The sequence below is a fragment of the Escherichia sp. SCLE84 genome (assembly GCF_012584495.1).
In the GTDB taxonomy this organism is placed as follows: domain Bacteria; phylum Pseudomonadota; class Gammaproteobacteria; order Enterobacterales; family Enterobacteriaceae; genus ECMA0423.
In genome coordinates this window covers 87,196-104,146 of the sequence record NZ_CP051430.1, presented here as the reverse complement: position 1 = coordinate 104,146, position 16,951 = coordinate 87,196, and the positions used below count along the sequence as shown (strand labels likewise).

General features: G+C 46.5%; 13 protein-coding genes and 1 pseudogene. 1 reads left to right on the top strand and 13 read right to left on the bottom strand.

The features are described from left to right. Positions 1-17 precede the first annotated feature (17 nt). From HGD79_RS00465 to HGD79_RS00435, 7 genes are all read right to left on the bottom strand, one after another. Positions 18-3,659 (bottom strand): glycosyltransferase, encoded by a 3,642-nt coding sequence (locus HGD79_RS00465; protein ID WP_001223551.1) that lies wholly within the window; start codon positions 3,657-3,659, stop codon positions 18-20. A gap of 2 nt (positions 3,660-3,661) precedes the next feature. Beyond that, entirely contained in the window at positions 3,662-4,939 is a 1,278-nt protein-coding gene (locus HGD79_RS00460; protein ID WP_053263894.1) for a methyltransferase domain-containing protein, read from the bottom strand. Next, positions 4,939-6,153, bottom strand: coding sequence for an O8 family O-antigen export ABC transporter ATP-binding subunit (gene wzt, locus HGD79_RS00455; RefSeq protein WP_000120464.1), 1,215 nt, complete (start codon positions 6,151-6,153; stop codon positions 4,939-4,941). The genes HGD79_RS00460 and wzt overlap by 1 nt, the downstream gene beginning before the upstream one ends. Beyond that, a complete protein-coding gene (wzm, locus tag HGD79_RS00450) occupies positions 6,153-6,947 on the bottom strand; it encodes an O8 family O-antigen export ABC transporter permease subunit (protein WP_001308747.1) in 795 nt (264 codons plus the stop codon). Before wzm ends, wzt begins: the two co-directional genes overlap by 1 nt. A gap of 1 nt (position 6,948) precedes the next feature. After that, entirely contained in the window at positions 6,949-8,325 is a 1,377-nt protein-coding gene (gene rfbK, locus HGD79_RS00445; protein WP_001392324.1) for an O9 family phosphomannomutase RfbK, read from the bottom strand. Between the two features lie 23 nt (positions 8,326-8,348). After that, positions 8,349-9,764, bottom strand: coding sequence for a mannose-1-phosphate guanylyltransferase/mannose-6-phosphate isomerase (locus HGD79_RS00440; protein ID WP_032221134.1), 1,416 nt, complete (start codon positions 9,762-9,764; stop codon positions 8,349-8,351). Between the two features lie 273 nt (positions 9,765-10,037). Further along, positions 10,038-10,322, bottom strand: coding sequence for a hypothetical protein (locus HGD79_RS00435; protein WP_000088887.1), 285 nt, complete (start codon positions 10,320-10,322; stop codon positions 10,038-10,040). Positions 10,323-10,570: 248 nt separating this feature from the next. On the opposite strand from HGD79_RS00435, the pseudogene HGD79_RS26435 reads away from it, so the two are divergent. Further along, positions 10,571-10,711, top strand: a pseudogene (locus HGD79_RS26435) (hypothetical protein); the annotation flags it as partial. 193 nt (positions 10,712-10,904) lie between these two features. Here the strand turns inward: HGD79_RS26435 and wzzB are convergent. The 6 genes from wzzB to HGD79_RS00405 form a co-directional block, all read right to left on the bottom strand. After that, on the bottom strand, positions 10,905-11,882 hold the full coding sequence (gene wzzB, locus HGD79_RS00430) for an LPS O-antigen chain length determinant protein WzzB (RefSeq protein WP_001392322.1): 978 nt from the start codon (positions 11,880-11,882) through the stop codon (positions 10,905-10,907). Positions 11,883-12,027: 145 nt separating this feature from the next. After that, positions 12,028-13,194 carry a UDP-glucose 6-dehydrogenase gene (gene ugd / locus HGD79_RS00425; RefSeq protein WP_000704798.1) on the bottom strand — a complete coding sequence of 389 codons (1,167 nt, stop codon included), beginning with the start codon at positions 13,192-13,194 and terminating at the stop codon, positions 12,028-12,030. A 248-nt stretch (positions 13,195-13,442) separates the two neighbouring features. Beyond that, on the bottom strand, positions 13,443-14,849 hold the full coding sequence (gene gndA, locus HGD79_RS00420) for an NADP-dependent phosphogluconate dehydrogenase (RefSeq protein ID WP_001774540.1): 1,407 nt from the start codon (positions 14,847-14,849) through the stop codon (positions 13,443-13,445). A 120-nt stretch (positions 14,850-14,969) separates the two neighbouring features. Beyond that, a complete protein-coding gene (gene pssE, locus HGD79_RS00415) occupies positions 14,970-15,431 on the bottom strand; it encodes a PssE/Cps14G family polysaccharide biosynthesis glycosyltransferase (RefSeq protein WP_032221137.1) in 462 nt (153 codons plus the stop codon). Continuing rightward, entirely contained in the window at positions 15,428-15,913 is a 486-nt protein-coding gene (gene pssD, locus HGD79_RS00410; RefSeq protein WP_032221139.1) for a PssD/Cps14F family polysaccharide biosynthesis glycosyltransferase, read from the bottom strand. Before pssD ends, pssE begins: the two co-directional genes overlap by 4 nt. Next, positions 15,900-16,949, bottom strand: coding sequence for a glycosyltransferase family 4 protein (locus HGD79_RS00405; RefSeq protein WP_168848242.1), 1,050 nt, complete (start codon positions 16,947-16,949; stop codon positions 15,900-15,902). Before HGD79_RS00405 ends, pssD begins: the two co-directional genes overlap by 14 nt. Positions 16,950-16,951 lie beyond the last annotated feature (2 nt).

Genomic DNA, 16,951 nt, shown 5'->3' with positions numbered 1-16,951 from the left:
ATACAAGAGAGATATTTTTATTTAAAATATTTAGCTTTAGCTAAGCCTTGACACATATTAACCAGACGGCGTGAAACAGCTTGATAATCATGTTGTTCCCGCCATGCATCGGCACGTTGTTGAGTCCTGGTTGCCCAAGAGTTCTGTTCACGGATGGAATTCAGGATCCGGTCAATCCCCTGACTGATATCATCGACGCTGCATCCATCAAATTTAAAGACGGCATCGTCCAAATCATCAAATATCGCCAGGGGCGTTACCGCAACAGGTTTTTGAGTCGCCATACCATAACGTACCGCCCCGCTAGCAGACTCCCCAGTATTCTGATAAGCAAAAATCAGAAGATCGGCTTCTGAAAGCAACCGCAGACTCTCCGCATCAGGTAGGAAATCATTATGCATCTCAATCAGATCGGTAACACCTAACCGCTGAGCAGCAGCTTTAAGCTCTGCCACCAGATCGCGTGACTCCCCAACAGGATACTCTGCGTTCACCAGTCGTAAACGAACCGGTTTACCGGCTTGCTTGAGTCTATGGACGGATTCTACTAGTTCCATCAGGCCCTTATGCGGTAAGCAGAAGCCATAGCTCGCAATTAGCGGTAAAGACTGCTGTTGACGTGTGACGCTCGCTGCGGAGTAGTTGATAACACCGTGCGGGAATAAAGCAACATTCGCAGTTAAGCCTAAATCTTTAAGGCGGTTCATATCGGCAATCGAATGCACCAACAACCGGTCGCAAAGTGCCAGCGCCTCTTTCATTTCAGCAAGACGGAAATTCCAGCTCGGCTCTTTTTCCAGCGGATCCACAGTTGAGTGCATCGTCATAACAACTGAACGACCGGCGTCATGCTGGCGACGAATAAACACCGACAGTTCTCGATGATTAAAGAATCCATAGTTGAATTGGATCACAATGACATCGAGTTTCAGAGCATCAATGTGTGGCTGGAGGTTTTCCAGATAGTTGCTCTCTTTACCTACAATCCAGTTGCGAAGTACAAACTCTTCGTCTGCACACACAAGATCGCCAGCGCTGACCTGGGGAGCAAAAACAACATCCGCGCCATGAGGTGCGCTTTCCACCAGATGCTGGGAATAGGTTGCGATCCCACATTTCGTGTTCCAGGTCGTCAACCAGCCAATGCGCGCCCGATGCTGTGCAATATCAATATGCGCACGCAGAGTCTTGACCGCCTGGCAAGAACGATCAGCCACCGCTTTCCAGGTAAACTGCTGCAGAAGAAGCTCGCGACCAGCATTGGCCATGTCACGCAGCACTGATTTATCGGTTGAGGCTGCCGCTTTTAATGCATCTGTTAAGTTGTCAATATCCACACTGGCCCAGGCTGAGGAAAACAGACCAAAGTGCGTTTTTACCCGAGTGAACTGATAGTCAACCAGCCATGAATTTTGTGAATTAACAAAATCAAGTTGCCCGCTCCAATTGGTGACGATAGCCGGTAGCCCACTCAGCATTGCTTCAGCAATAGGTAAACCAAAGCCTTCAGCGCAACCTGGAGCAACCAAAACATCACAGCTTTCATAAAGCCCTTTAAGCTCGGTGGCTGATATATCCTCTTTGATCACTTCAACTTTGGGATAGTCTATGAATTGAGCCTGGGCCTGAGCCAGCCATGCGTCAATTTCATTGTGCGGATTGTTAAAAGTCTTAATGATTAAGATAACATTGTCACGACGAGTGAACGCCTTCCCCCAAGCCTGAAGCATTGCCTGTATCCCTTTGCGTGGGAAACAAGAAGAGACGTGCAGGAAACGGAATGTTCCGTGATCCACATCTTTTGTCGTCTCGGCTGGGATATTGAGCCAATGGTCACAGCCATTGCCAACAACAAATGCGGGCACATTCAGTCCGTTATCAATCAATATTTTACGAACATGTTCCGAAGTACACAGCACTCCGTCAAGTTCCCGATTAAATTCATTGATCCACGGTTGCGGAAAGCCCGTTTCTTCCCAAGCATAACAATGAAGGAATTTTACTTTGGCATCCATTTTGGTAACCCGCGGTGGATAGATATTTCTGCTAAGAATATCTATCTTTTCGTTACTCTTGCGGGTCTGACATTGATTATAAAATGCCAGAAGATCACTATTTTCCGACTGTGCCATAAAGGAGGCATCTGGGGCAAAATCACCCGGTCCTTCAGTGGAATGCAATAAGACCTCTACACCATCGGCTGAGAGTGCCCGGGCAAATTCGCGGTTGACCAACGCCAGACTATATGAGCTATCGAATGGGCCTTCCACACGCCAGTTCAGCGATTTATCGTCGATTTGATAAAGTTCTGCCGTTTTCAGATTGTAATCAATGGCCGTTGCGCACAAGCGCAGATCGCGGTCATCTGGCTGCCCTTGTGTGATAGCAAGGATCTTCTGAATCAAAGCTTCAGGCAAAACCTGCGCAGTACCGGTGTCTTCTACCGCGATCTTTTCGAAAGCCTCCAGAGCAGTCACCGCAGCTTTATCCCAAGAGAAATTACGCGCTTGCTGCTGCGCCATTTCTTTCAGACGCGCGAGGAAGGTATCATCAGTCAAACATTGCGCGATCTTATCCCTCATGGAAGAGACAGAATACGGGTCGAATAATGCCTCAGGATTACCGATGACTTCAGGAATACTGGTGACATTTGAGCCAATCACCGGCGCACCGCACGACATTGCTTCCAGAACCGGCAACCCAAAACCTTCATGTAGTGAAGCAAAGATGAACAGCTTACATAGGCGATAGAGCTGGATCAGCTCATCTTCCGGCACATAACCAGTGAGTACCAGTTCGCCTTGCTGTAAACCATTACCTGACGCAAGGGATTCCAGATACTGACGATCACCGATGGAAAGCTTACTGACGATAACCAGTTGATGACTGCGACGTAAGGCATCACTGAGCCCGGCATAGGCCTCAATCAACCGTTTAAAGTTTTTCCTTGAGTCAAATCCTCCGGGCGCATACAACATGAACTCGCGCTGAATACCGTAATGGCCAAGGACGGTCTCTTTTTCGCTCGCTGTCACCTCCGCCATACAAAACTGAGAATCGACTGCGGCTGCAATATTCTGCACATGATCGCCCTGTAAATGCAGATGCTCGATCGCTTCCTGTGCGGTATAAGCAGAGTTAGTCAACAAAAGGTCAGCGTTTTTTAACCACTCAACTTTCTGTAAGTAGTAGGGTTTGTATACATCGTCCTGCAGATAGGTTTCCGCCTGCACGAGGGGGATAAGATCGTGGTGCAGTACGGCTACTTTATACTGACGACTAAATTTGTGTACCGATGTAGCCGCATCGTCGACATGACCTTCAAACAAACTCGTAATGAAAACGACATCTGGACACAATGATTCAAGAAACGCTTCCCGAATCAGTTCTGCGCTCTCCCGACGCCATTCATTACCTTGGTCCATCGCACGAACAGGGCCTACGGCATGCCATACGACTATATTTTCTGCCGGCAGGAGATCGGCAAATTGCGCCTTAATATCCGCAATCGACTCATCCAGCATGGCGGATAGCGCGATGAAAATCTCATGCCGGCTGTTATTTCTGATTATGCCTCTGGCGATTGCGATACTATAACGACCGATGCCACGAAAGCGGCTTTCCGTCTGTGCGCCTTGTAAATCTATGACAATACGCATCGTTATTTCTCCGTATTTTTATTTTTTAATTCGTTATAAATACTCATCGCGCGACTTGTCATTTCTTCAGTACCCACATCATATCTTCTGGACTGCATCATCATCGTGTCAGATTGCACCAGCATTACGCGTTGGAACAAACGTTGTAGCAATGTATAGCAGCCAGTTTTTCTCAGAACCTTAAACAGATAAACCTTAGACTTAGGGTAACGATGGAAAAAGACCAGCGAGAGCGCCATCCCTTTGCGCAATATTTTTTTCGCAGCCCTACGGGCTCGCACTTTAGCCCCTTCCTGACGTAATAATTGACGTTGCAAAGACAACCAGCGTAGTGGTTGAGTAATACGCCATGAACGACTGTTATGTAAATCCGCCATTTGCTGATGAAGCTGATGGTTCTGAACGATGACATGACTCAGATCGTCAACCTCACCTTGCAACGTCTGAATAGTCTCTGACATTTGGCTTATCTGTTGCATATAGGTTTGGTTCAACGTCTCCAGCCGTGAGACAACGGACGAAAACTGTTGGCGCAAAATCGCATCGTAACGGTTGCTCAGAGCATCCAGCGTCAGACCGTACTGCTGGGTAAACAGGGTGTCAAAGCGTTCAAGAATATCTGTTGGCGCTGCTTTCTGACCAATGATGCTGTAGTCGGGGCTCACCCCTTTGAGTACATCGACCAAATTAACGGCTGCATCCGGAGATTGAAGAATCTCTTTTTCCTGCAGACGAACGGTAATTGCTCGGTTAAAACCATAATGAATAGGTAAAAACTCAAGCAGTGGCGGTGGCAGAGGGTGATTATGCGTTGGATCCATATAAAATGAACAGGTGCCGACGCTTACATTCTCCGGGTTCGGCGTTTCGAGGATCAGCAAACCACCTGGTTTCAGCACCCGTAGGGTATGCATGACGAGCTGCTGCAGGACCTCAAACGGCAAATGCTCAGCAATATGAAAACCGGTCAACGCTATCAGGCTCTGATCCGCCTGACTTTGCAAAAACTGCAGACAATCCATTTTCTGCACATTCAGTCCGGCCTCCCTGGCGCGCGCCAGCATGCCATCATCGAGATCGACGCCGATGTTCGCAATGCCATTTTCATTCAGGATCTCCAACCATTCGCCACGTCCGCAACCAATATCCGCAATCACGCCATCAGGATAAACGTCCTTCAGACCTGCAAGAAAAGGTAAATAAAAACTCAAGCGGCGCTTGATTTCTTCAACCGAACCTCTGTGTCGTTCTTCAAATGAACGATAAAACGACGAACCCATTAAGAAATCTCCAGTTCAGGCGGCAACCAGGACACGCCTACAAACTCTTGTTGTTCCGTGTTAACGACGTTGAATACCACGGCCAGATCGCGCCATTCATAGTTTTTGCCGAGGTGCGTACTGGAAGTATGCAACGCGACAGCGACAGAATAGGAGCCAACCCCCAATCTCGCATCGAAAGAAAATAAGAACGAACGCTTTTCTCCTTTTTTCAGGGAGGTGAGTGTCTGATTGAGATGGTACGTATTGGTCCCGAAAATCGGCTGTCCAAGTCGATCCTTAATCATATATCCGACAACAAGCTCAGGAATATCGTCCTTGACCTCAACGTTGACCTGCAAGCTGACACGATGCCCTACCGAAACAAATTCAGTCACATTGCCCTGTTCATCGAGAAGATGAACCTCAGAGATAGTCACCTCACCAGTGCCTGAAACAGTTTGCGTTTTACCATTATGCTCAACTTGTTTAATGGACTGATTTTGTTTATCGGCCAGAAGCGCATTGTAATAATCCATCACTGCTTCAGGTTCACCTTCCATTTCAATTTGGCCTTTATTCAATAAAATGGCCCGGTCGCAAATGCTTTGGATCGCTTGTTTATCATGGGATACCAGCAACAGCGTGGTCCCTTCCTGACGAAATTTTCGAATACGCTCAAAGCTTTTATGCTGGAAATATGCATCCCCAACAGATAATGCCTCATCGATAATTAGCACATCAGGACGGATAGCCGTCGCTACACTAAAAGCTAATCGAACTTGCATCCCACTGGAGTAGACGCGCACAGGCTGATCGATATAGTCCCCAATCTCAGCAAACTCTTCAATTTGCGGCATCAGTTCAGTTATTTTCTCTGACGATAACCCCAACAGTTGCCCAGACATATAAACATTCTGCCGGCCAGTGAAATCAGAATGAAACCCCATCCCCAATTCGAGTAATGCAGCGACACGTCCGGAGATTTCAATTTCTCCAGTCGTCGGCCTGGACGTCCCGGTTATGAGTTTAAGCAGGGTACTCTTGCCTGCACCGTTGATACCGATAATACCGACAGCCTCGCCCGGAGCGACTTCGAAATTAATCTCGCGGAGGATCCATTTCAAGTTATGGCGTTTGGTATTCAGAGGGGATAACCATTCGATCAGTCTCCCGGTCTTTGAGTGATACTGGCGATACGCCTTACCGACATTATTTACTCTGATATAACTCATTATAATTCATCCACCATATCCGCCGCATGCTTGCGGAACATCCTGAAACCGATGACACAGAAAATAATGGCGAGAGCCAATACTGGCCATAGCGAATACCAGTTGGGGGCCAGATGATAGGCGAAGATGGACTGATAAGATTGCATGATCCGAGTCATCGGGTTATACATCATCAGATTTTTTGCCCATGCAGGTAATGAATTCAGTACATAAACAATGGGTGTGAACCAAAACCAGAATTGCAGCGCAACGCCAACCAGTTGCCCCACATCCCTGAAAAAGACGTTCATGACACCAAGGATCATCCCCAGCCCACCGGCAAACAGGATCTGCAAAAGCAGGACCGGTATCACCGAGAGAAAGAGCCAGCCGGGGAAGTTACCGGTGACAATAATAAAAATTAGAAACAGACTGAAAATAATCGCGAAATTTAGCACCGCCGATAACGTCACGATGATCGGCAGACAGATTTTCGGAAAACTGAGTTTCTTGATCAGATTAGCATTGTTAATAAATACGCTCTGACCTTTATCCAGCATCTCAGTAAATAATCCCCAGGTCAGTACCCCGGAACAGAGATAAATACTATAGGCAAACGACCCGGTATTATCGGGCATTCTTGCCTTCATCACCTCGGAAAAAACCAGGGTATAGACCAGAATCATAGAGAGCGGTTGTAAAACGAGCCATAGTGCGCCCAGCATACTAGTTTGATAACGCGCCTGAAAATCACGTTTAACACTGCTCCAGATAAATCCCCGATAACGATAAATCGTCGTTAGTAAATCTCTCACCTTATTCCCCGCTTAACAGGTGTAACAGCTCGGTCGTTTTTTCATTCATAAGCGCCACATCAGCTCTGGACTCAACGTTCAGACGCACCACCGGCTCGGTGTTAGACGTGCGCAGGTTAAAGCGCCATTCAGGGTATTCAATACTGATCCCGTCCGTTGTGTCGATGTGTGCAGCCGCCGGCTCATACTGCGCCCGGATGCGGGCGATCGCCTCAGCCGCATTCCCTAGCTTGCGGTTGATCTCTCCCGACGCAGGGAACGCCATCTGGCGGTCCGCCACAAGCGATTTCAGCGAGCTGTTCTTCAGACACAGCAGCTCCGCCACCAGCAGCCACGGGATCATCCCGCTGTCGCAGTAGGCGAAATCGCGGAAGTAATGGTGCGCACTCATCTCCCCGCCGTAGATAGCGTCTTCCTGACGCATCCGCTCCTTGATGAACGCATGCCCTGTCTTCGACATCACCGGCTGGCCACCGTTGCGGGTCACGATGTCTACCGTGTTCCACGTCAAGCGCGGGTCGTGAATGATTTTCGCTCCCGGCTGCTTCTGCAGGAACGCCTCAGCCAGCAGGCCGACAATGTAATATCCCTCGATAAACGACGCCTCGTCATCGAACAGGAAGCAGCGATCGAAGTCGCCGTCAAAGGCAATCCCCATGTCGGCCTGATGCTCGCGCACCGCGTCGGCGGTATCCTGGCGGCACTCCGGCAGCAGCGGATTCGGAATACCGTTAGGGAAATGGCCATCCGGCTGGTGATGCACCTTGATAAAGGTTACCGGCACCCCAGCCGCCGCGAAGCGTTTCTCCACCTCATCAATCACGTGCCCCGCAGCCCCGTTTCCGGAGTTCACCACCAACTTCAGTGGACGGGTGAAGTTCGCGAAGTCCACGTAGCTCATCAGATGGTCAACATACTCCTTCAGTACCGATATCTTGCTCAGGGTCCCGCGACGCGCCGGGTCCACTGGCGGGAACTGGTTTTCCTCCGCCAGGCGCTGGATATCCCGCAGGCCGGTGTCGCCGCTGATGGGCTTCGCATTCTCGCGCACCAGCTTCATGCCGTTGTAGTTCATAGGATTGTGGCTCGCTGTCACCTCGATGCCTCCATCTACCCCGAGGTGGAAGGTAGCAAAGTAAATCTCTTCGGTACCGCTCAGTCCGATGTCCAGCACGTCGGTACCGGCATCCATTAGCCCGCGGGCCAGCGCCAGCTTCAGCGACTCGCTTGTGAGGCGCACATCGCCCCCCACCACTACCTTCTCGGGTTTCAGAAATTCGCCGTAGGCGCGACCGATACGGTAGGCAATGTCCTCGTTCAGTTCCTCACCCAGTTCACCACGGATGTCATATGCCTTAAAACAAGTTAACTGTGTCATTCTGCATCTTGTCCCGAAAATAATTAGCAACGACCATACTGGTCTTTAATACGAATAATGTCGTCCTCGCCAAGGTACGCCCCCGACTGGATCTCCAGCACTTCCAGCGGAATACAGCCAGGGTTTTCCAGGCAGTGCTCGGCGCCAATCGGAATAAAGGTGGACTGGTTCTCGGACAGCAGGAACTGCTTACCGTTGACCGTCACCTGACCGGTGCCGGCGAGAATAACCCAATGCTCGGCGCGATGGTGGTGCATCTGCATCGAGAAGGCACCGCCTGGTTTCACCGTTATGCGGTTGACGTTGAAGCGCGGGGTCTGGACCACTACGTCGCAACGGCCCCAGGGGCGGTAAATCTCACGGTGGCGCTTGTACTCGCTGCGCTGGTTCTGCTTGAGGAACTCGACCGCCTTCTTCACGTCCTGGGAACGCTCGCGATTCATCACCAGCACGGCGTCCTTAGTGCTGACAATCACCAGATTCTCTACGCCAATGGCCGCCACTAGCTTCTCGTCGCTGTTGATGTAGCAGTTTTCGCTGTTGTGTACCCACGCGTCGCCACTAAGGACGTTGCCCTGCTCGTCTTTCGGGCTGACCTCCCATAGTGCGGACCAGGAGCCAACGTCGCTCCAGTCAGCATCGAGACCGACCACCACCGCATCAGCGGTTTTCTCCATAACGGCGTAGTCCACGGACTCATCCGGGCACTCGCAGAAAATATCATGTGGGATATTGATGAAATCGCTGCCATTATCGGCGGCATTCACCGCAGTCTGGCAGGCTTCCAGGATATCCGGACGGTATTTGGCCAGCTCGATGAGGTATTTCTTGGCGCGGAACATAAACATGCCGCTGTTCCAGTAGTACTCCCCGGAGGAGAGGTAAGCCTCGGCGCGCTCGCGATCAGGCTTCTCCACAAAGCGGGCCACCTGGTACGCGGAATGGGCACTATTGCTGAGCGCCACGCCGCGCTGAATGTAACCGTAGCCAGTTTCCGGGGCATTCGGCACGATACCGAAGGTGACCAGATGACCTTCATCAGCATACTGCTCGGCGACCCGGATAGCGTCGTGGAAGGCCGACTGGTTATTGATGATGTGGTCGGCGGCGAGAACCAGCATCAGCGGGTCGTCACCGTAGCGGGTGGCCTGAAGGGCCGCCAGGGCGATGGCCGGCGCGGTGTTGCGCCCGACTGGCTCAAGTATAATGTTATTCGACAGCTTATTTAGCTGGCGCAGCTGTTCAGCCACCAGGAAGCGATGCTCTTCGTTACAGATGACCATCGGTTCATGGATTTCAAGACCCGAGAGTCGGGTGATGGTTTCCTGCAGCATGGAGTTCTGCCCGAACAGGCGGAGGAACTGTTTCGGATAAAGCTCGCGTGACATCGGCCAGAGACGACTGCCGGTACCACCAGCCATAATTACAGGAAGTAACATAATGAAATCCTTAAATAAATAATTGTTTTATTTTACTATCAATCAATCGACCAACGGGTTGAATGGCCTTTTTCAGGTACGCTACCGCCATTGGCTATCGCAACCAAAATGCGTAGTGCTCCAGGCTAAACGCCACCCTCTTTCGCTTCAGACTGTCGGCAGCCCCTTCACTCAGCGGTCTCAAAAACCATCCTTACGGAACGGGCATCCTGAAAACCTAAAAGCAGAGATATGTCTCAGGGCATATCTCTGCTTTTAATATGTATCTGTTCCTCACCAGGCCACGAAACGCCCCACAATTTCCACATTTGCCGCCAGAGTAACCATCAGGACCTTCTCATTTACGCGGGGCAAAACACATGCTCTCACCGCCATCAAAAAAAACGAATCAAGTGATTTACCGATGCCAGCAACCATCAGAAAGGAGCATTTACGATACGAGGAAAGATAAGAAGAGACATCGTATTCGCCGCCAGAGAAGCAGCGCGCGTTCGGGCTTGACAGCTCTTTGCACACGACGACGGCGTTATGTTGCGACTGGTGGGATAAACGACTCATGCCTCTACACTGCACATTCCACAAAAAAATCTTCGCAGATTATAGCGTTGCATGCTGGGAAAAAAAATATAAAAGCCGACTAATTAATGGATTACTCAAATAATACACATCTTAAACATTTACCAAACCAATTAATTATAATCAATTGATATATAAGTAAAAATGAAGAAAGGCATGACATTTTTTGCCTGGTTGCTAAATAATCTGCTGATAAAAAAAACAGATTTGTACAAAATTACGCCATGTTCGCTGTGAGTAATCCCGTTTTGCGAAGGTACATACTAACCAATGAGGTGCCTGATTTGATGTATCGCCTGCTGGTGCTGTTGCAGGTTCAAATTCTGGATTTAACAACAGTGATAGTGATTCTGCGCACGCGGCATCAGTGAGTTGCGGGGTAGGTGGATGTGATGTTGCTGTCACTTCCGGCAACAACTCATCCGTCATTGCCCGGTGTGCAGGTTTATCGTGCCTACAAATTTTCTCAACATATGTAAGCTGGATAAGATACGCCGGCATCGCATCCGACAAAAAAAACGGGCACGGTGTGACCACCCTGCCCGCTTTCTTTAAGCTCAAAAATCACTTCGCGTTGTAATTACGCAGCGCGTTACGCCCCAGTACAATACCCGCGCCAACCATGCCGCCCAGCAGCACCGCCAGAATCAAAGTGATTGCCTTCTTCGGGCTATCACGACGAATGGGTAACGTAGGTTTCATCACATAGCGGTAAGCGTGAATATCAAGATCATCAACCTTTAAGCTTTCGATATCCAGCAGGTTTTGACGAGTCTGATAGTAGGTTGACGAGAACACCAACGGACGGCTCGCTTCGTGCTTAACCATCGACTCCAGTGCATCACTCCCCAAAAGGAACATGGTATCCTGGGTCACGTCCTGTGTCTGCTGAATCTGCGGCTTTGTCACCTGCGCCTGATTCGCATACTGCAACGCTTCCTGAATTTGACGAATACGCAGCTCTTTTTGCTCCTGAGCGACCACTTCCTGGGTCTTCAGAGAATCCTGTAAGTTTTTCATACGCAGCGCGATGTTGTCTTTCAGATCTTTTTCAAGTTCATCATTTACCTGGTCGTCAACTTGCTGGATATATTGAGCCAGCTGTTTCTGCGCAGCTTCAGGCGATTGCCCAACATAAGACACCGCTAAAGGTAATGACTGATTTTTTACAGTAGGTTCAATAGTCAGTTTTTCAGGTTCTTCCTGATTATCAAGCGTTTCTGCTAATGCAGAAAATGTCGTGCTGAAGCGACCAATTAAAATCGACTGGATCTCAGACACTTTCGGCGCGGCTGAACCATAAATCACATTTATGGCATTGTTATAACCAGCGATTTGCCCCACATCAGGTTGAGTAACGATAGCTGTGGAAGTCCATTTTTCTTTGGCAACGACCAGATATCCTATTGCCAGGACAATAGCGACAATGACAGAAATGATGATTGTCATCTTGCCACGCCATAGTTGCACCAGTAAATCAATCAAATCAATCTGTTCCGGGTCAAGGTTTTGCCCAGAAACATTATTATTTTCTACTCTCATCATTACCCTAACGGACGATATAATTTTAGGTCTGCATAGTGTAGTGATAATCTTAGTGAATACTATAGGATAAATGATAAAAACAATGAATTATTGCACGGGTTACAAAAGACAATCAGGGCGAAACCGCCCTGATCAGAGAAGATTAGTCGCTGCCAAAGAGATCTCGTGTGTAGACTTTGTCTGCCACATCCTTAAGCTCTTCTGCCATACGGTTGGAGATAATGACGTCGGCTTGTTGTTTGAAGGTGGCGAGATCACGTTCCAGGCGAGAGTTGAAGAATGAGTCTTCTTTCATCACCGGCTCGTAAATGATCACTTCAACGCCTTTCGCTTTGATACGTTTCATAATCCCCTGAATGGAAGACGCACGGAAGTTATCTGAACCGCTCTTCATAATCAGACGATAAATACCCACCACTTGCGGTTTGCGTGACAAAATGGCATCGGCAATAAAATCTTTACGCGTGCGGTTAGCGTCTACGATTGCCGAGATCAGGTTATTCGGCACAGACTGGTAGTTCGCCAGTAACTGCTTGGTATCTTTCGGCAGACAATAACCACCATAACCAAACGACGGATTGTTGTAATGGTTGCCAATACGCGGATCGAGACAAACGCCTTCGATAATCTGGCGAGTATTCAGACCTAAACTTTCTGCATAGCTATCCAGTTCATTAAAGTATGCTACGCGCATCGCCAGATAGGTATTAGCGAAAAGTTTAATCGCTTCTGCTTCAGTGGAGTCGGTAAACAGGGTTGGGATATTTTGCTTAATCGCGCCTTCCTGTAATAACGCAGCGAAACGTTCTGCGCGTTCTGAACGCTCACCGATGACAATACGTGACGGATGAAGGTTATCGTAAAGGGCTTTACCTTCACGGAGAAATTCCGGAGAGAAAATAAGGTTATCGATACCCAGACGTTCTTTAATTGATTTGGTGAAACCTACCGGAATTGTAGATTTAATCACCATTACCGCGTTGGGATTAATTTCTGTCACATCACGGATGACCGCTTCGACGCTTGAGGTATTAAAATAATTTGTTTTCGGGTCATAATCGGTAGGCGTGGCAATAATAACGTAATCGGCATTTTTATACGCGTCATACTTATCTGTCGTAGCGCGGAAATTGAGATCTTTAGTCGCCAGATACTCTTCAATCTCCTTATCAACAATCGGTGACTGCTTCTTGTTAAGCATGTCCACTTTGGCCTGAACGATATCCAGTGCAACCACTTCGTGATTTTGCGCAATCAGAATACCATTTGAAAGACCAACATAACCTGTTCCTGAAATTGTTATTTTCATTAGCTCTGACTTCTTCCGGTTAAACATTTAGAGTGGTCATTAATCCACCACCACAACTTCATCTACTTCGGGATTTTTAACTCTGATGCAGATGAACTGTCAAGGCAGCGATCTTGTTGTGCGGCGCTGTATTATATCGCGTTTTTAACTATAAATTATAAAAAAAGGCCATAACCTGCCGCTTTGTATAATAAAAAAGCCCGGAGGTTTTCTCCGGGCCTTGCATTGATTAATTGATTTAAATCAGATTAATCCAGCCATTCGGTATGGAACACACCTTCTTTATCAATGCGCTTATAAGTATGCGCACCGAAATAGTCACGCTGTGCCTGGATCAGGTTCGCAGGCAAAACAGCGGCACGGTAGCTATCATAATAAGCAACCGCAGCGGCGAAGGTAGGAACCGGGATACCGTTCTGTACTGCATAAGCAACGACATCACGCAGCGCCTGCTGGTAGTCATCGGCAATTTGCTTGAAGTACGGAGCCAACAGCAGGTTAGCGATCTGCGGATTTTCGGCATATGCATCGGTGATTTTCTGCAGGAACTGCGCACGGATGATGCAGCCAGCACGGAAAATCTTCGCGATTTCACCGTAGTTCAGATCCCAGTTGTACTCTTCAGACGCAGCACGCAGTTGAGAGAAGCCCTGAGCGTAAGAAACGATTTTGCCCAGATACAGCGCACGGCGAACTTTTTCGATGAACTCAGCTTTGTCGCCTGCTGGCTGCGCTTGCGGACCAGAAAGAACTTTAGATGCGGCAACACGCTGATCTTTCAGAGAAGAGATATAACGTGCAAACACAGACTCGGTAATCAGCGACAGCGGTTCGCCGAGATCCAGCGCGCTCTGGCTGGTCCATTTACCGGTACCTTTGTTTGCTGCTTCATCCAGAATCACATCAACCAGGTAGTTACCGTCTTCATCTTTTTTGGTGAAGATATCTTTGGTGATGTCGATCAGGTAGCTGCTCAGTTCACCGTTATTCCATTCGGTAAAGGTCTGTGCCAGTTCTTCGTTGGTAAGGTTCAGGCCACCTTTTAGCAGAGAATAGGCTTCGGCAATCAGCTGCATATCACCGTATTCAATACCGTTGTGAACCATCTTCACATAGTGACCTGCGCCATCGGCACCAATATAGGTAACGCATGGCTGCCCGTCTTCAGCCACTGCGGCGATTTTGGTCAGGATCGGCGCAACCAGTTCATAGGCTTCTTTCTGCCCACCAGGCATAATGGAAGGACCTTTCAGCGCGCCTTCTTCACCACCAGAGACACCGGTACCAATGAAGTTAAAGCCTTCAGCAGAAAGCTCACGATTACGACGAATGGTGTCCTGGAAGAAGGTATTACCACCATCAATGATGATGTCACCTTTATCGAGGTATGGCTTGAGGGAATCAATAGCAGCATCCGTGCCTGCACCTGCTTTCACCATTAACAGGATGCGACGAGGCGTTTCCAGAGATTCAACGAACTCTTTCACCGTATAGTAAGGAACCAGTTTCTTGCCTGGATTTTCGGCAATCACTTCTTCGGTCTTTTCACGGGAACGGTTGAAAATAGAGACGGTATAACCACGGCTTTCGATGTTGAGCGCAAGGTTGCGCCCCATCACTGCCATACCGACGACGCCGATCTGTTGCTTTGACATTGTTTACTCCTGTCAGGGAAATTAGCCACGAGGGGCAGTTATGCGATGAATTCTGTTAAATGGGATTAAGCTATATACTCGAAATTTTCTTTAAATAAGAAAATAACATAATACATTAAACTAAGAGTACAATGACCTTATATAATCAGCTATTTCCTTGCCTTTATCGAACTCAATCTTATAATAGGGATTAGGTTTAAAATTATGAATAGATTTTAACAAATCACCTATCTCATTGTAATCCCAACAAACTAACAAATAATGATTACGCTCCATATAAGTAGCTATATCGACTTGGTGTTTATCTATACGTTCAAGATTAGGAACAGCTATAATTTTCTTCCCTTTTTCTAAGAGCTGATATAGTGTCCCAGCCCCAGCATGGGTAATTATTACATCCGCGTCATTATAGAAAACGTCAACATCATCCCTAAAAGAAAAAAAAGCACCACTTTTGGGTATATAATTACCATTTGCGATTTGAAAATTAACATTGTACTTTTTATTCTCATTAAAGTACTGATCGATATTTTCAATCATAGAATCAAATGAGGTCGTCCCTACAGTAACAAAAATTCTCATAACCTGCCTGAATAAATTGCTTTAGGATATAATTCCAAGAGTGACTTATTTTGAATATAAAATTTATTAGACAATCGATACATTATTCTTCCGGATAAAGAATATGTTGTAAATCTTGACCAAGTTTCAATATAAATTACTTTTGTTCCAACTAATTTTGCTGCCAGCGTTGCTGCAATCGCAATTCCTGGTCCAGTTGTAACGATCACCTTAATATTCTTTTTGCGTAAAATAGAATATGTTTGTTTGAAAATTATTAGGGGACCTATGTTTTTCAATAAAGATAACCAACTATATTTATCTCTAAATTCTATAGTTTTATTATGCCTACAGGACCAATGAGGGTACTTTGTAGAATCAGATAAAGTTATTGCTTCAAAATCCTCGAGGTTGTTAAGTATTATAGGAGCAAGTCGATTCATTTGAGCAGCATGCCCACCTTCACCATAAACAAATAATATATATTTTTTATTTAAAGACATTTGTTAATATCCTTTTAACATTTGATTCGCCGTAAACGTCATTAACTATATTGCTATTTCTTTTTAATATTTTATTTAAATGGGTAATATTAATTTTTTGAAAATTTTCAATTTCTCTAGCTATAGATTGAGAGTCATAGTTTTCAATAAAAGAGAATGTCAAACCATGTTGTCTAATTTCATAGAATGCTGGAATTTTCGATAATATACAATAAACACCAGATGACATAGCTTCTAATGGTACTAAACCCAGACTTTCACTTTCGGAGGGATAAACTAACACATTAATAGTTTTATACCACCTTGCTAATTCATTATGATTCATGGGGCCTAGAAATTCAATATCACAATCCTTAGCTAATTTATAAAGATAATCTTTTTGCTCACCATCACCGACAATGCTTAATTGTACGTTTTTTAATTGTTTAATGGCATTTATTATAAGATCTACGTTTTTTGATTTAACCAATCTACCTGCAAATCCAATTTTTACAGACTCATCATGTACGGGAAAGAAGGTTTTATATTTGAAACATTTTTTAACACCACCAGAAGGATAAACAATAACTTTGCTTATATTAATATTATAGTGTTCACATAAATATTTAGCATATTGTTGAGAGGGACATAATATTAATAAGCTATGTTTAAATAATGTTACGGTAAATACATTTTTTATCTTATGGAATATAAAACTTCTTCCTTTGAGGTATTTGACATCTCCACCATGCACATGACTTATTACACGCAATCTTCTGCCTAAAAAAATGGCACATATAACAGGAAGCGATATATGAGAAACATAATGGCAATAGATATAATCATATTTTTTAAAGTTCAAATAAAGGAACGCTCGTATATAAAAAAGCATATAACTTAAGAGTTTGGATATTCGACCTTTGCATTTCCTTTTTCTGACACAGAGCTCAACATCATAGCCAATATCAGATAACTGATTTGCAATTGTTTCAACAAATATTCCAAAACTCGGTTCCTTTTCGGAAGGATACATATTGCTCAATAATAAAATTTTCATCC

Coding starts and splice junctions, on each gene's coding strand:
- HGD79_RS00465 (WP_001223551.1), bottom strand. CDS start 3,659: ATGCGTATTGTCATAGATTTACAAGGCGCACAGACGGAAAGCCGCTTT.
- HGD79_RS00460 (WP_053263894.1), bottom strand. CDS start 4,939: ATGGGTTCGTCGTTTTATCGTTCATTTGAAGAACGACACAGAGGTTCG.
- wzt (WP_000120464.1), bottom strand. CDS start 6,153: ATGAGTTATATCAGAGTAAATAATGTCGGTAAGGCGTATCGCCAGTAT.
- rfbK (WP_001392324.1), bottom strand. CDS start 8,325: ATGACACAGTTAACTTGTTTTAAGGCATATGACATCCGTGGTGAACTG.
- HGD79_RS00440 (WP_032221134.1), bottom strand. CDS start 9,764: ATGTTACTTCCTGTAATTATGGCTGGTGGTACCGGCAGTCGTCTCTGG.
- HGD79_RS00435 (WP_000088887.1), bottom strand. CDS start 10,322: ATGAGTCGTTTATCCCACCAGTCGCAACATAACGCCGTCGTCGTGTGC.
- wzzB (WP_001392322.1), bottom strand. CDS start 11,882: ATGAGAGTAGAAAATAATAATGTTTCTGGGCAAAACCTTGACCCGGAA.
- ugd (WP_000704798.1), bottom strand. CDS start 13,194: ATGAAAATAACAATTTCAGGAACAGGTTATGTTGGTCTTTCAAATGGT.
- gndA (WP_001774540.1), bottom strand. CDS start 14,849: ATGTCAAAGCAACAGATCGGCGTCGTCGGTATGGCAGTGATGGGGCGC.
- pssE (WP_032221137.1), bottom strand. CDS start 15,431: ATGAGAATTTTTGTTACTGTAGGGACGACCTCATTTGATTCTATGATT.
- pssD (WP_032221139.1), bottom strand. CDS start 15,913: ATGTCTTTAAATAAAAAATATATATTATTTGTTTATGGTGAAGGTGGG.
- HGD79_RS00405 (WP_168848242.1), bottom strand. CDS start 16,949: ATGAAAATTTTATTATTGAGCAATATGTATCCTTCCGAAAAGGAACCG.